The 13,831-nt window shown below is 64.9% G+C and carries 13 protein-coding genes; 3 read left to right on the top strand and 10 right to left on the bottom strand.

Annotation, left to right across the window (positions count from 1 at the left end):
• Positions 1-8 precede the first annotated feature (8 nt).
• From KHN96_RS15410 to KHN96_RS15390, 5 genes are all read right to left on the bottom strand, one after another.
• Positions 9-1,190, bottom strand: a complete 1,182-nt coding sequence (locus tag KHN96_RS15410; RefSeq protein WP_045785611.1) for an acetyl-CoA C-acetyltransferase — start codon at positions 1,188-1,190, stop codon at positions 9-11.
• A 670-nt stretch (positions 1,191-1,860) separates the two neighbouring features.
• The gene (gene can / locus KHN96_RS15405) at positions 1,861-2,541 is read right to left on the bottom strand and encodes a carbonate dehydratase (RefSeq protein WP_062738686.1); all 681 of its coding nucleotides are present in this window, start codon (positions 2,539-2,541) and stop codon (positions 1,861-1,863) included.
• Between the two features lie 23 nt (positions 2,542-2,564).
• Positions 2,565-4,397: a bifunctional isocitrate dehydrogenase kinase/phosphatase gene (gene aceK, locus KHN96_RS15400; RefSeq protein ID WP_062738685.1), complete on the bottom strand. Its 1,833-nt coding sequence runs from the start codon at positions 4,395-4,397 to the stop codon at positions 2,565-2,567.
• Positions 4,398-4,548: 151 nt separating this feature from the next.
• Positions 4,549-5,730, bottom strand: coding sequence for an isovaleryl-CoA dehydrogenase (locus KHN96_RS15395; RefSeq protein WP_045785614.1), 1,182 nt, complete (start codon positions 5,728-5,730; stop codon positions 4,549-4,551).
• Positions 5,731-5,902: 172 nt separating this feature from the next.
• Entirely contained in the window at positions 5,903-6,400 is a 498-nt protein-coding gene (locus tag KHN96_RS15390) for a MerR family transcriptional regulator (RefSeq protein WP_062738684.1), read from the bottom strand.
• Positions 6,401-6,564: 164 nt separating this feature from the next.
• On the opposite strand from KHN96_RS15390, the gene KHN96_RS15385 reads away from it, so the two are divergent.
• Both KHN96_RS15385 and KHN96_RS15380 read left to right on the top strand, forming a co-directional pair.
• Positions 6,565-7,644, top strand: a complete 1,080-nt coding sequence (locus tag KHN96_RS15385) for an MBL fold metallo-hydrolase (RefSeq protein ID WP_062738683.1) — start codon at positions 6,565-6,567, stop codon at positions 7,642-7,644.
• Between the two features lie 19 nt (positions 7,645-7,663).
• Complete coding sequence (locus KHN96_RS15380) at positions 7,664-8,050, top strand: antibiotic biosynthesis monooxygenase family protein (RefSeq protein ID WP_062738682.1); 387 nt, start codon at positions 7,664-7,666, stop codon at positions 8,048-8,050.
• A 46-nt stretch (positions 8,051-8,096) separates the two neighbouring features.
• Here KHN96_RS15380 and KHN96_RS15375 read toward each other — a convergent pair whose 3' ends face one another.
• From KHN96_RS15375 to argS, 5 genes are all read right to left on the bottom strand, one after another.
• A complete protein-coding gene (locus tag KHN96_RS15375) occupies positions 8,097-8,942 on the bottom strand; it encodes a helical backbone metal receptor (protein WP_045785618.1) in 846 nt (281 codons plus the stop codon).
• Complete coding sequence (locus KHN96_RS15370) at positions 8,942-9,739, bottom strand: SDR family oxidoreductase (RefSeq protein WP_045785619.1); 798 nt, start codon at positions 9,737-9,739, stop codon at positions 8,942-8,944. Before KHN96_RS15370 ends, KHN96_RS15375 begins: the two co-directional genes overlap by 1 nt.
• Before the next feature lie 103 nt (positions 9,740-9,842).
• Complete coding sequence (locus KHN96_RS15365; RefSeq protein ID WP_045785620.1) at positions 9,843-10,523, bottom strand: thiol:disulfide interchange protein DsbA/DsbL; 681 nt, start codon at positions 10,521-10,523, stop codon at positions 9,843-9,845.
• A gap of 97 nt (positions 10,524-10,620) precedes the next feature.
• Positions 10,621-11,331, bottom strand: coding sequence for an SPOR domain-containing protein (locus KHN96_RS15360; protein ID WP_045785621.1), 711 nt, complete (start codon positions 11,329-11,331; stop codon positions 10,621-10,623).
• A gap of 88 nt (positions 11,332-11,419) precedes the next feature.
• A complete protein-coding gene (gene argS, locus KHN96_RS15355) occupies positions 11,420-13,210 on the bottom strand; it encodes an arginine--tRNA ligase (protein WP_062738681.1) in 1,791 nt (596 codons plus the stop codon).
• A 189-nt stretch (positions 13,211-13,399) separates the two neighbouring features.
• Here argS and KHN96_RS15350 point away from each other — a divergent pair, with 189 nt between their 5' ends.
• Complete coding sequence (locus KHN96_RS15350) at positions 13,400-13,720, top strand: DUF1840 domain-containing protein (RefSeq protein WP_062738680.1); 321 nt, start codon at positions 13,400-13,402, stop codon at positions 13,718-13,720.
• The last annotated feature ends 111 nt before the right edge of the window (positions 13,721-13,831 follow it).

The raw sequence follows: 13,831 nt of genomic DNA, 5'->3' as shown, positions 1-13,831 counted from the left end.
CGCGCGCCTTAGTAGAGTTCGATGCCGACAGCCGTGGCCTCGCCGCCGCCAATGCACAGGCTGGCCACGCCGCGCTTGCCGCCGCGGTGTCGCAGGGCGCCCAGCAGCGTCGCGATCACACGTGCGCCCGAGGCACCGATCGGATGGCCCAGCGCGCACGCGCCGCCGTTCACGTTCACCTTCTCGTGCGGGATGCGCAGGTCGTGCATCGCGGCCATCGGCACCACGGCAAACGCCTCGTTGATCTCGAACAGGTCGACGTTGCCCGAGTTCCAGTCGAGCTTCTTGAACAGCTTGTCGATGGCCGTGACCGGCGCCGTGGTGAACCAGCCGGGTTCTTGCGCGTGCGTGGTGTGGCCGAGCATCACCGCCAGCGGTGTGATGCCGAGCTGCTTGGCAGTCGACTCGCGCATCATCACCAGCGCCGCTGCGCCATCGTTGATCGACGAAGACGATGCGGCCGTCACCGTGCCGTCCTTCTTGAACGCGGGCTTGAGCGAGGGGATCTTGTCGACCTTGATGCGGCGCGGGCCTTCATCGGTGTCGATGACGGTGTCGCCGGCTTTGCCCGAAACGGTGACGGGCGTGATCTCCCAGCGGAATGCGCCGGATTCGGTGGCCTCCTGCGCGCGGCGCACGGACGTCATCGCGAAGTGGTCCTGGGCTTCGCGCGTGAAGCCGTACTTCTCGGCGCAGTCCTCACCGAAGGTGCCCATGGCGCGGCCCTTTTCGTAGGCGTCTTCCAGGCCGTCGAGCATCATGTGGTCGTAGATCATGCCGTGGCCGATGCGATAACCGCCACGGCCTTTCGGGATCAGGTACGGCGCATTCGTCATGCTTTCCATGCCGCCCGCGACCACCACATCGACCGAGCCCGCGAGCAGCGCGTCATACGCGTTCATGGCCGCGCGCATGCCCGAACCGCACATCTTGTTGACCGTGGTGCAGCCGACCGACAGCGGCAGGCCCGCGCCCAGTGCGGCCTGGCGTGCCGGTGCCTGCCCCTGGCCCGCAGGCAGCACGCAGCCCATGATGACTTCTTCGATCTGTTCCGGTTTCAGGCCCGCACGTTCGACCGCCGCGCGAATGGCAGCGGCGCCGAGTTGCGGGGCAGTGAGGCTGGCGAGTTCGCCCTGGAAGGCGCCCATCGGGGTACGGGCTGCTGAGGCGATGACGATGCGGTCGGACATTGCTGCAATCTCCTGGAACTGTGCTTGGGACATGTTCTGCACTTTTGGTGCAGGGGTTGTGTGTCTCTTGCGTGTTGGGTGGGCCTTGTTGGTCCATCTCCGTTTCGTCCCCTGCCGGGGCCGACTCACTTTCTTTGTCTTGCCAAAGAAAGTAAGCAAAGAAAGGCGCGCCCGAGATGGCGACCCCTTCCTTGAATTTGTGTAACCGGGCGGAGAACGGGAAAACTCGCTTCGCTCAGACAGTTCCCGTTCTTTTTTCCGCCCGCTTACACAAATTCAAGGCGCCATCTAGGGCAGGGTACGGCCACACAATCTGTGTGCTGTCCTAGGTGGCTCTTGTTTGTTGCTGTGTTGCTCGCTTTGCTTCGCGTTGTGCTGCTGGTTCCTGCTGCAGTCGTGGTCGATGGTTTGGCCGTTGACTTTGTTGCCCTAGATGGCGCCTTGAATTTCTGTTGCAGGGAGGAAAAAGGAAGGGAAACTGTCTGAGCGAAGCGAGTTTTTCCCTTCCCTTCCCTGCGACATAAATTCAAGGAGTCTTTCGCCATCTCGGGCGCGCCTTTCTTTTGCTTACTTTTCTTTGGCAAGACAAAGAAAAGTAGGTCGTGCCCGGCAGGGTACGAAAGGAGGATGAACCACCAACATCAAATCCATTCCTCAAAAAAGCAAAAGCTCAAAACCGCACCGGACTAGGCACACTCCCTTCCTTCCCATAGTTCTTCCAAGCATCAGCAAGCTGCGCATGCAGTTCCTCATTCGAACTCGCCGCCATCCCCAGATTGCGCAGCAGCCCATCCTTCACGCCGTAAATCCACCCATGCACAGTCAGCGGCTGCCCGCGCTCCCACGCGTCCTGCACGATCGTCGTGAGGCACACGTTGTTGACCTGATGGATCACGTTCAACTCGCACAGGCGGTCATGCTGGTCCTGCTCGCGCACCACCGTGCCCAGATACGTTTCATGCTGTTCGGCCACATCCCGCACGTGACGAATCCAGTTGTCCGCCAGGCCGAAGCGTTGCTTCGTCAGCGCGGCCTTCACGCCTGAACAGCCGTAGTGGCCCACCACGGTGATGTGCCGGATCTTCAGCACCTCCACCGCAAACTGGAGCACCGACAGGCAGTTCAGGTCCGAGTGCACCACCACGTTGGCGATGTTGCGGTGGACGAACACCTCCCCCGGCGGCAGGCCGATGATCTGGTTGGCCGGTACGCGCGAATCCGAGCAGCCGATCCACAGGTATTCGGGGTTCTGCTGGTTGGCCAGGTTGGAGAAGAACGCCGGGTCTTCGGCGTTGACCCGCTCGACCCACTTGCGGTTGTTTTCGAACAGTTCCTTGATGCGATGTGGCATGGTTTGTTGTCTTGTTGAGAGAGTCAGGCGGCGCGTTGCAGCGTGCTGCTGTCCTGCGCGTCGCCGTCCGGTGCCTTGGCGCCGTAGCGGTTGACGAAGCGTTCGCTCGCGTCATACGCATAGAAGTCGTGTGTCTGGCCGGACAGCAGGCGGTCCTTGTATGCCTGCCACATGGCGGGGTCGAAGAAATCTGCGTGGTGCTTGAGGAACGCCTCGCGCACGCGCGGGTCGCCGAGCAGGAACGTGCGGTACGTCTCCGGAAAGATGTCGTGCGGGCCGACGCTGTACCAGACCTCGCCCGACATCTCCTCCTCTTCGTTGCGCGGCTGCGGCACGCGGCGGATGTTGCAGTCCGTCAGGTATTCGATCTCGTCGTAGTCGTAGAAGACCACGCGGCCGTGGCGCGTCACACCAAAGTTCTTGTACAGCATGTCGCCGGGGAAGATGTTCGCGGCGATCAGCTCCTTGATGGCGTTGCCGTATTCGATGATGCCGTGCTCGACCTGCGCATCCGTGCCTTCCTGCAGCCAGATGTTCAGCGGCGTCATGCGGCGCTCGATGTAGACGTGGCGGATGACGATCTCTTCGCTGCCATCGGCGGCGCGCTGGTACTCCACCATCGACGGCGCGTGCTTTTCCAGCTCCTTGATCAGCGCATCGTCAAAGCGCGAGAGCGGGAACGCCACGTCCGAATACTCCAGCGTATCAGCCATGCGCCCCACGCGGTCGTGCCGCTTGACGAGCTGGTACTTGCTCTTGATCAGCTCGCGCGTGGTCTCCTTGGGCGGCGGGAAGTAGTCCTTGATGACCTTGAAGACGTACGGGTACGACGGCAGCGTGAACACCAGCATCACGAGGCCCTTGATGCCGGGCGCGATGATGAACTTGTCCGACGAGTGCTGCAGGTGGTGCAGGAAGTCGCGATAGAACAGGTTCTTGCCCTGCTTCTGCAGGCCGAGCGAGGTATAGATCTCTGCGCGCGGCTTGCGCGGCATCAGGTCACGCAGGAAGGTCACGTAGGCGGACGGGATTTCCATGTCCACCATGAAATACGAGTGCGTGAACGAGAACAGGATCATCAGCTGCTCGGGCCGCAGCAGCACGGTGTCCAGGCGCAGCGAGCCGTCGGCATTGCGCATGATGGGCACCGCCAGCGGATACGTCTTGTCGCCGTTGATCACGCGTCCGATGATGTACGCCGCCGTGTTGCGGAAGAACAGCGACGACAGCACATGGATCTGGAAATTCGGCGCGATGCGGTAGTCGCCGAAATGCTCTTCCACCGCGCGGATCAGGTAGCCGATGTCGCGGCGCAGGTCTTCGAAAGGCGCCTCGAGCTGGAAGTTGTGCACGATGCGCTCGAAGCAGTCCCCCAGGCCCTCGCGCGAGCCGGGGTAGTAGGCGCGATAGGTCGGCTTGGTGGGCGATTCCTCGTTCTCGATGTACTCGGTCGAGATGGCCGGCCGCACGAAGATGAAATCGTTGTTGAAGTACGAACGGTGCAGGATGCGCGTGCACACCGAGTTGAAGAAGGTCTCGGCCAGTTCCGGCTGGTGATGGTTGGTCAGCAGGCCGATGTAGTGCAGCTTGATCTGGCGCCAGATTTCGTCGTCGATGTTCTCGGCGTCGTATTCGTCTTCCAGGATGACGGACGCTTCACGCACGCGCTCGTCGTAATACGCGATGCGGTCGCGCTGGAGCTGCTGCATCTGTGCCCAGTCCCCGCGTTCGAAGGCCGCCTTGGCCTGCACGCACACCTCCCGGAACAAGCGGTAGTGCTTGTCGAAGCCGTCGAGCATCGTGCGCGCGACGTCAAAGGCGATCTGCGACGAGAGGAGCTTGGGGAAATGGGACATGGCGTGCGCGAGCGGGTGGGGGGAGCCGAAGCAAGGTGTCGCGAGCTGCAACAACCTAGATTGTATGGGCTTCGCTGTCCTGCATTCGCTCCTTATCCGTTTTGCATAGGGCCTCTTGTGCCCTCCCGTCATCCCAGCCCGGGCTCGCCGCTCACATCGTCTCTGCGTACAGCTCGCGGCCGATCAGCATGCGGCGGATTTCCGACGTGCCGGCGCCGATCTCGTAAAGTTTCGCGTCGCGCCACAGGCGGCCGGTCGGGAACTCGTTGATGTAGCCGTTGCCGCCCAGGATCTGGATCGCTTCGCCGGCCATCCAGGTGGCCTTCTCGGCGGTGTAGAGGATCACGCCGGCGCAGTCCTTGCGCACCTGTCGCACGTGGTCGCGGCCCAGCGAATCGAGGTTCTTGCCGACCGTGTACAGGTACGCACGGCACGCCTGCAGCGTGGTGTACATGTCGGCCATCTTGCCCTGGATGAGCTGGAATTCGCCGATGCTCTGGCCGAACTGCTTGCGGTCGTGGATGTACGGCGTGACCACGTCCATGCAGGCCTGCATGATCCCGATCGGGCCGCCGGAAAGCACCGCGCGCTCATAATCCAAGCCGCTCATCAGCACCTTGGTGCCGCCGTTTTCCTGGCCGAGGATGTTTTCGGCCGGCACTTCGACGTTGTCGAAGACGAGTTCGCCCGTGTGCGAGCCGCGCATGCCGAGCTTGTCGAGCTTCTGCGCCACCGAGAAACCCTTCATGCCCTTCTCGACGATGAACGCCGTCATGCCGCGCGCACCCAGTTCGGGTTCCGTCTTGGCGTAGACGACGAGCACGTCGCAGTCGGGGCCGTTGGTGATCCACATCTTGGTGCCGTTGAGCACGTAGCGGTCGCCTTTGCGCTCCGCGCGCAGCTTCATGCTCACGACGTCGGAGCCGGCATTCGGCTCGCTCATCGCCAGGGCGCCGATCCACTCGCCTGAAACCAGCTTGGGCAAGTACCTGGCCTTCTGCGCCGGGGTGCCGTTGCGGTGAATCTGGTTCACGCACAGGTTCGAGTGCGCGCCATACGACAGGCCCACCGATGCCGACGCCCGGCTGATTTCTTCCATGGCGATCATGTGCGCGAGATAGCCCATGTTCGCGCCGCCGTATTCCTCGGCCACCGTGATGCCGAGGACACCCAGCTCACCCATCTTGCGCCACGCGTCCATCGGAAACTGGTCGGTGCGGTCGATTTCCTCCGCACGCGGCGCCAGCTCGGCCTGCGCCCAGTCGCGCACGGCCGAACGCAGCATCTCGATGTCTTCGCCCAAGTCGAATTTCAGGCCGGGCAGTTCAATCATGGTCGTCTCCTTGGGCGCGTGCATGGAATCAGGCCGCGCGTGTCTCTGGGTGGTGATCTGGCGTTGTGAGGTCCGCGCCGCTTGTGACGGGCGCACCCTGCCGGGAGGGTGTTGCAGGATGCTGCGTATTGTATTGACGTTTACGTAAACGTCAAATACGTAAGATACCGGATCACGCGGCCTTGCGTCGCCTGGGCGGCCTGGCATGGCCGGCCTGGGCGCCCTCCAGCAGGCGGCGGCATTGGCGCTCGTGCTGGTCGATCTCGGCCAACTGGGCGTTGAGGTCTTCCAGCTGCTGCGTGAGCACGGCGCGATGCTGCGCGAGCGACGCCAGAAAGCGCTCCAGCTGCGGCACCGTATCGCGCGGTGATTCGTACAGGTCGAGGATTTCCTTGATCTCGCCCAGCGACAGGCCGAGCCGCTTGCCGCGCAAGGTGAGCTTCAGGCGCGTGCGCTCGCGCGCCGAATACACCCGGCGGCGTCCGCCCGGGCCCTGGCGGTCCGGCGCCAGCAGGCCCTGGTCCTCGTAGAAGCGGATGGCGCGTGGCGTGATGTCGAATTCGCGGGCGAGGTCCGTGATGGTGTAGCGGGTGTCGGCAGCGTCGCTGGCATCGACCGATTCGAGATCGGCGCCAAGCTCGGCGGCGGCAGACGGAGTGGAGGCGGACATACAGCAGAGGGCGGTGTGATGGGGCGTGCGCCGGGCAAGCCGCTTAAGTTTTCGCTTAAGATGGAGGACCGACGGCGAATTGACGTTAACGTTAGCGTCAATGGCGCCAAACCGCAATCACGACAGACCGCCCGACCCAAGGCGGCGACCGAGGCCACCCACCCATGAACGCGCTCGAACACCAACTCGACTACCCGTTTGGCGACACGCTGCCCGAAGGCGGCACGCGCTTTGAGGTCGCGCCTGGCATCTACTGGCTGCGCATGCCACTGCCGTTCGCGCTGGATCACATCAACCTGTGGCTGCTGCGCGATCACCAGGACGGGCAAGACGGCTGGACGATCGTCGATTGCGGCATCAACCACGAAGCCATCCGCGGCTACTGGGAAACGATCTTCGCGAACCACCTCGATGGCCTGCCGGTGTTGCGCGTGCTGGCCACCCACTGCCATCCTGACCACATCGGCCTGTCGACCTGGCTATGCGAGGGCGGCGACCACAAACGCTGGAACGTGCGCCTGTGGATGAGCCTGGGCGATTACGCCTTCGCGCGCATGCTCGTCGGCGGCACCGGCGCGTCGAATGCCGGCGGCGAATTTGCCGCGCGCCACTTCGAGCGCCACGGCCTGACCGACGCCGACGCGATCGAACGCATCCGCAATCGCAAGGATTACTACAGCACCCTGGTGCCCGGCGTGCCCGGCCAGTACCGCCGCCTGATGGACGGCGACGTCGTCACCATCGGCGCGCACGGCTGGCGCGTCATCACCGGCTTCGGCCATGCGCCCGAGCACGTCGCGCTCTATAGCCAAGACGCCAACGTGCTCATCTCCGGCGACATGGTCCTGCCGCGCATCTCCACCAACGTGAGCGTGTTCGACCTCGAGCCCGAGGCCGATCCGCTGACGCTGTATCTCGATTCGCTCGGCAAATACGAGCCGCTGCCCGACGATGTGCTGATCCTGCCGTCGCACGGGCGGCCGTTCCGCGGGCTGCACACGCGCATCCGCCAACTGCGCGATCACCATGCCGATCGCCTGGCCGACACGCTGGCGGCCTGCCGCCGCGCGCCGCAATCCGCGCGCGACATCGTCAACGTCATCTTCAAGCGCCAGTTCGACGTGCACCAGATGACCTTCGCGATGGGCGAGGCGCTTGCCCACCTGCATGCGCTGTGGCATCAAGGCGAACTGGTGCGCGAAACCGGCGCCGACGGTATCGTTCGGTTCCACGCAGCAAGCTGACCCAACATCCGGAGCTCCCATGGCTGAGCAGCACGACGTTCTCGACGACAGCGCCGTCGCATTGCCGTTTCCCGCGCAGACCCCCACGGCGCCGTACTACGCGGTGATCTTCGCTTCCACGCGCACCGACGGCGACAACGGCTACGGCGCGATGGCCGACCGCATGGTGGAGCTGGCGCGCAACATGCCCGGCTTCCTCGGCATCGAGTCCGTACGCGACGAAGCGGCGACCGCGCAGGGGCGGCCCGGCATCACGGTGTCGTACTGGTCGTCGCTCGAGGCGATTCGTGAGTGGAAGAACCAGAGCGACCACCTGGCTGCGCAGAAACTAGGGCGCGAGCAATGGTACGCGTCGTATCACCTGCGCATTGCCAAGGTGGAGTACGACTACGGGTTCGTGCGATAGGGCGTCGCGTCGGCCGACAAGAAACCCGCCAACCGGCGGGTTTTTTTCAGCGCAGCGCCTTCGCGAACTCGCCCAGGTATCGCGCGCCTTCGATGGCCTTGCTGCCGTACCACGACACCATCTCGCCATCGACGAGATAGACCGGCTTGCCGATCTGCTTTTCCAGCGCGTCGACATGCTCTTCGGTAAAGCTGTAAGGCTCGGTGGAGAGCAGCACGCAGTCGATGTTGCGCACGACGTCGCTGCTCCAGCGGAAGGTCGGATAGCGCGTGTCGGGCCGGTTCGGGCGGGCGCAATCGCCGCTCTTCTCGATGCCGCATTGCACGGGCGCGACATCTTCCGGCCACGTGTGGAAATTGACCAGCTTGAGCATGCGCGAGATGTAGGTGTCGCGCGACACCGTCATCCATGGGTCCTGCCAGATGGCGTACAGCACGCGGCGCGGCAGGAAATGACGGCCGCGCAGGGCGTCGAGCTCCTGCACGAGCGCGTCGGAGAGCTTCTGCGCCTGCGCCTCGCGGTGGAAGATGCCACCCAGCAGCTGGTACAGCGCGAGGTTGTCCTCCGGCGCACACGGATGCGTGACGATGATGTCCGGGATGAACTCGCGCAGCTTGTCGACGGTCGGGCGCGTGTTTTCGTCGATGTTGACGATGACGTGCGTGGGTGCCAGCTCGCGGAGGCGGTCCAGCTTGACGGTCTTGGTGCCGCCCACCTTGGGCACGTTGCGCACGGCTTCGCGCGGGTGGATGCAGAAGCCGGTGCGGGCGACGAGTTGGTCGCCGAGGCCGAGCGAGAACAGCAGGTCGGTGATCGAGGGCACCAGGCTCGCGATGCGCGGCGTGGTGTCGACCGGTACATGCGCAACCCCTAGCGCGTCGGTAAACATCATCAGGAAATCTCGGGTTTGCGAGGCTTGCGCGGGGCGCGCGCAAAGGCCACGTCGTAGAGCCAGTTCGGGAGGACGTGCAGCAGCCGGGCGACGATGCCCATCTGCCATGGCAGCACGGTGAAACGCACGCCGCGATGGATCGCATGCACCGCCTTCTGCGCAAAGCGGTCTGCGGGCATCAGGAACGGCATCGGATACGGATTGTGTTCCGTCATCGGCGTTCGGATGTAGCCGGGCGCGATCGTCACGACCCGGAGGCCGCGCCGGCCGAACTCCACGCGCAGGCTCTCCATCAGTTTGATGACGGCCGACTTGGAAGCGCTGTACGCGGCCGCGCCCGGCAGGCCGCGTACGCCGGCTACGCTGGCAACGCCCACCAGCGTGCCACCGGACCGCCCGGGCCTTGCGCGCGCAAGCATGGGTTGGACGAATGGCTGGAACGTGTTCAGCACGCCCATCCAGTTGGTGTCCATGACGGCCGCAAAGGCGTTCAGGTCGCCGGCCTCGCGCAGGTCGGTGCCGACCGAGATGCCGGCGTTGGCGATCACCACATCAGGCACGCCGGCCGTTGCGATGAAGGCTTGCGCCGCGTCGCGCATCGATTCGGCGCTGCGCACGTCGGCGGCATAGCAATGGCAGTGGCTTTGAATGTTCGCCGGTAGCGTGTGCACGAAATCCTGGAGCGCGTCGATGCGCCGGGCCACGAGGCCAAGCGTGGCGCCCTGGGCGGCGTACTGGCGTGCCAGCGCCTGCCCGATGCCGCTGGACGCGCCGGTGATGAAAACGGTCTGGCTCATGTCGATGTCCTGGTGGAAAAGCGGCTGGCGTACAAAAAACGCCCGCACAGCGGCGGGCGTCGGCCAAGCGGTAGCGCCGCGGCATGCCGGGCGCGGTGCGCCATTACATCTTGCCGGCCCGGATCTGCTGGACGAGATAGTCGAGCGTTTGCACGGTCTTCACGTAGCCGCCGGCTTCGTCGGGCGACACCACGTACTTGCCCTGCACCACGACGGTCGGCACGCCCTGGATGCGGTATTGCTCGGTCAACTGGTTGGCGCGCGACACATTGGAGCTCACGCTGAAGGAGTTGTAGGCATCCATGAAGGCCTTGCGGTCGAGGCCTTCCTTGGCCGCAAAGTCGCCGACGGTCTTGTCCTGCTCGTCCTTGGTGCCGCGGATGTTGAGGCGGTCCGCGCCGTGGATGGCGTCAAACACGCGCGCGTGCATTGACATGCCCTTGCTGCTCTTGGCCTGCAGCTTGCCCATCGCCTCGAGCGCGTAATAGATGCGCGAGTACGGGACGAGGCGCGCGTCGTTGTTGAATGCGACGGGTACGTGCTTGATGACCACGTCCTTGCCTTGCTTGGCGCTCCAGGCTTCCCACGTGTTTTCAAAGTGGTTGCAGTGCGGGCACCAGTAGCCGAAGAACTCGGTCACCTCGATCTTGCCTGCCGGCACCGGCTGTGCAGGCTGGAGCACTTGATAGTCCTTGCCGGCCACGGGCTCGGCTTGCGCCGGGGCAGTCATCAACAGGCCGGCGCCGGTGGCCAGCGCAATCAGGAAAGCAGCGATTTTATTCATGGTGGATGGAAGTAGAGCGTAGGACGACCGGAAACCGGAACCTCAGGCTTCTGACTTGCGGCAGCCCTGCGGGTTCAGGAGGCTGCGCGATTTCCTGTCACTGGCGGGCGAAGCGGATGACCGACGATTCCACGCCCGAGGACTGCAGACGGCCGCGCACGGCGGTCATCTCGTCCAGCGAGTTGAACGGGCCCAGGCGCACGCGATACATGGTGGTGCCGTTCACTTCACGCTGTGTCACCTTGGCTTCAAAGCCCTGCATGGCCAGGTTGCCCTTCTGGCGCTCGGCATCCTCGGCCGACTTGTAAGCGCCGACCTGCAGGAAGTAGCCGGTCTTGGCGGCATCCTGGCGGGCGATTTCGGCAATCGGGTCGGCCACCGGCTTTTCAGGCGGTGTGGCCGTCTTGGGCGGCTTGGCGGCCGGCGTGCTGGCCGGTTGCGTGGCCGTACCGGGCTGTGGCTGGGCCGGGCGGATGGTGATGCCCGGCGGCGGGTTGTTCGCCTCCGGGGCCTGGTCGACAGGTTTGGCCGGCACGCGGCTCCACAGCGGTGCGTTCGGATCGGCCGGCTGCGTACCGCTGGCTTGCGGAGCGGTTTGGGCCGGCGCCGGCAGCGGGGCCACCACATTGCCCGGTTCGCTCGGCTTGGGCTGCGCCCCATTGCGCGCAACGAACGGGACCGGCGCCTTGGTGATGTAGACCGCCACCACCACGGCGATCGCCAAACCGACGATCAGTCCCAGCACCAGACCCAGAAACGTGCCGCCCCACTGCGAGCGGCCACGGGAAGATTGCGTATTGCGTGCCATGTCGATCCTTCTGAATGGACCCGATTATAAGAGCGCCGTGTTGCGCGCTGCCGTGCGCCTGGACAAGTGCGCGGCGCGATGCGTTCGCTTACATCTTCTGTGGAGCCGAGACGCCGATGACCGCCAGGCCGTTGCGCAGCACCTGGCGCGTGGCGGCGAGCAGCGCCAGGCGGGCGCGCTTGATGGCCTCGTCGTCCACCAGCACGCGGTCGGCGTTGTAGAACGCGTGGAAGTCGCCCGCCAGATCCCGCAGGTAGAAGGCCACGGCGTGCGGGGCCAGTTCGCGGGCGGCGTCGGCCAGCATGTCGGGGAAGGCTGCCAGGCGCTGCACCAGGGCGATGGCCTGCGGGCTGGCGTCGGGGCCGGTCACCGGGGTCAGGTCGGCGCCGTTGAGCGAAGCGGGGTCCATGCCGGCACGCTCGAACACCGAGCAGATGCGCGCGTGGGCGTACTGGACGTAGTACACCGGGTTCTCGTCGCTCTGCTTGAGCGCGAGGTCGACATCGAAGACGAATTCGGTATCGGCCTTGCGCGACAGCAGGAAGAATCGCACGGCGTCGCGCCCGCGCGTGAAGCGGGCCGGCCAGTTCGGATCGCCGGCTTCCACGCAGGCGCGGATGGTATCCACGCCGGCTTCGGATTCCGCATCGCCGTTGGACCATTCGATCAGGTCGCGCACGGTCACGTACGAGCCGGCGCGCTTGGAGATCTTCACCTCGGCGCCGTCCTTCATCACCGTGACCATCTTGTGCAGGACGTAGTCGGGGTAGCCCTTCGGGATGCCGATGTTCAGGCCCTGCAGGCCGGCGCGCACGCGGGCGATGGTGCCGTGGTGGTCGCTGCCCTGCACGTTGATGACCTGCTTGAAGCCGCGCGCCCACTTGGTGGTGTGGTACGCCACGTCCGGCACGAAGTAGGTGTAGGCGCCGTCGGACTTGCGCATGACGCGGTCCTTGTCGTCGCCGTCGTCGGTGGTGCGCAGCCACAGCGCGCCTTCCTGCTCGTACGTCTTGCCGGCGGCGATCAGCGCGTCGACGGTCTGCTGCACCTTGCCCTCGGTATAGAGCGACGACTCCAGGTAGTACCGGTCGAACTTCACGCCGAAGGCCTGCAGGTCGATGTCCTGCTCGTTGCGCAGGTACGTGACGGCAAAGCGGCGGATGGCTTCGAGGTCTTCGACGTCGCCGGCGCCGGTCACCGGTTCGCCGTCGGAGGCGCGCACGGTCTTGCCAGCGAGGTAATCGGCGGCGATGTCGGCGATGTAATCGCCGTTGTAAGCGGCTTCGGGCCAGTTGGCGTCGCCCGGCTTGAAGCCGCGCGCGCGGGCCTGCACCGAGACGGCCAGGTTGTGGATCTGCACGCCCGCGTCGTTGTAGTAGAACTCGCGGTGGACCTTGTGGCCCTGCCAGTCGAGCAGGCTGGCGAGCGCATCGCCCAGCGCGGCCTGGCGCCCGTGGCCCACGTGCAGCGGACCGGTCGGATTGGCAGAGACGAACTCCACCAGCACCGGCGCGCCGTCATGCGTGTTGGCGGCGCCGTAGCGGTCGCCTTCGGCAAAGACGGCGGCAATCACGTCGGCACGCGCGGCGGGTGACAGGCGCAGGTTGATGAAGCCGGGGCCGGCGATTTCCACGGCCGAAACGAGACGCTGGCCGCGCGCATCGGCGCGGATGGCGTCGGCAATGCCGCTGGCCAGTTCGCGCGGGTTCTTGCCCAGCGGCTTGGCCAGTTGCAGCGCGACGTTGCAGGCGATGTCGCCATGCGCCGCCTGCTTGGGGCGCTCCAGGACGATCTCCGGTCGGGCTTGGCCTTCGGGCAGCAGGGAGCCGACGGCGTCGGACAGCAGTTGGGCGATCGTCTGTTTATGGGAGGGCAGCATAGGAAAACCATGACGCCGGCAGTGCTGAAACGGGTTGAAATCCCGTTCTGGCGCGGCCAGTTGCGTTGTTCGGGGAAAAGTACGAAATTTTATCAGGTGAGCCGCGGTCTCAGAGGTATCCGAGGGGCACCTGCCTCCCGCCGTGGCAATCTGCGGCACCCATGACCCAACCAAGGGAACCACGAAATCATGATCACCTTTACCTCGCACGCTTCGCAAAAGTTCTCCATGCAGAAGGATCTCGCCATGGTGCTGCTGGGCGTGATCGGCAAGACGCTGGGTGAGCGCGGCGTCATCACGCCCGAAGAGATGCCGCACGCCATCGAACGCCTCAAGCGCGCCATCAAGGACGACACGCACCACGCGCACATCCAGGTGGCCGAGCTGGCCGCCAATGAAGAGGGCGACGGCGAGGAAGAGCCGCCGCACCTCGGCCAGCGCGCCTATCCGCTGCTGCACATGCTGGAGGAATCGCAGAAGGAAGGCGCGAACGTGCTCTGGGGCGTCTGAGCGCGGACCGGGCGGCTGACGTTGCGCAGCGAGCGGTCGTCAGACGCTCAAAAAAATGCCCGGCCACCGCCGAAGGTGGTCCGGGCATCCGGCCACGCGGGCCGGGAGCGG

The sequence above is a fragment of the Ralstonia mannitolilytica genome, assembly GCF_905397375.1.
Classification (GTDB): Bacteria; Pseudomonadota; Gammaproteobacteria; order Burkholderiales; family Burkholderiaceae; genus Ralstonia; species Ralstonia mannitolilytica.
The sequence above is the reverse complement of the archived record's forward strand: the minus strand, read 5'-3'. Positions and strand labels throughout refer to the sequence as shown.

What these genes read in the sequence shown, in the direction of transcription:
- KHN96_RS15410 (WP_045785611.1), bottom strand. Translation starts at nt 1,190, where the DNA reads ATGTCCGACCGCATCGTCATCGCCTCAGCAGCCCGTACCCCGATGGGC.
- can (WP_062738686.1), bottom strand. Translation starts at nt 2,541, where the DNA reads ATGCCACATCGCATCAAGGAACTGTTCGAAAACAACCGCAAGTGGGTC.
- aceK (WP_062738685.1), bottom strand. Translation starts at nt 4,397, where the DNA reads ATGTCCCATTTCCCCAAGCTCCTCTCGTCGCAGATCGCCTTTGACGTC.
- KHN96_RS15395 (WP_045785614.1), bottom strand. Translation starts at nt 5,730, where the DNA reads ATGATTGAACTGCCCGGCCTGAAATTCGACTTGGGCGAAGACATCGAG.
- KHN96_RS15390 (WP_062738684.1), bottom strand. Translation starts at nt 6,400, where the DNA reads ATGTCCGCCTCCACTCCGTCTGCCGCCGCCGAGCTTGGCGCCGATCTC.
- KHN96_RS15385 (WP_062738683.1), top strand. Translation starts at nt 6,565, where the DNA reads ATGAACGCGCTCGAACACCAACTCGACTACCCGTTTGGCGACACGCTG.
- KHN96_RS15380 (WP_062738682.1), top strand. Translation starts at nt 7,664, where the DNA reads ATGGCTGAGCAGCACGACGTTCTCGACGACAGCGCCGTCGCATTGCCG.
- KHN96_RS15375 (WP_045785618.1), bottom strand. Translation starts at nt 8,942, where the DNA reads ATGATGTTTACCGACGCGCTAGGGGTTGCGCATGTACCGGTCGACACC.
- KHN96_RS15370 (WP_045785619.1), bottom strand. Translation starts at nt 9,739, where the DNA reads ATGAGCCAGACCGTTTTCATCACCGGCGCGTCCAGCGGCATCGGGCAG.
- KHN96_RS15365 (WP_045785620.1), bottom strand. Translation starts at nt 10,523, where the DNA reads ATGAATAAAATCGCTGCTTTCCTGATTGCGCTGGCCACCGGCGCCGGC.
- KHN96_RS15360 (WP_045785621.1), bottom strand. Translation starts at nt 11,331, where the DNA reads ATGGCACGCAATACGCAATCTTCCCGTGGCCGCTCGCAGTGGGGCGGC.
- argS (WP_062738681.1), bottom strand. Translation starts at nt 13,210, where the DNA reads ATGCTGCCCTCCCATAAACAGACGATCGCCCAACTGCTGTCCGACGCC.
- KHN96_RS15350 (WP_062738680.1), top strand. Translation starts at nt 13,400, where the DNA reads ATGATCACCTTTACCTCGCACGCTTCGCAAAAGTTCTCCATGCAGAAG.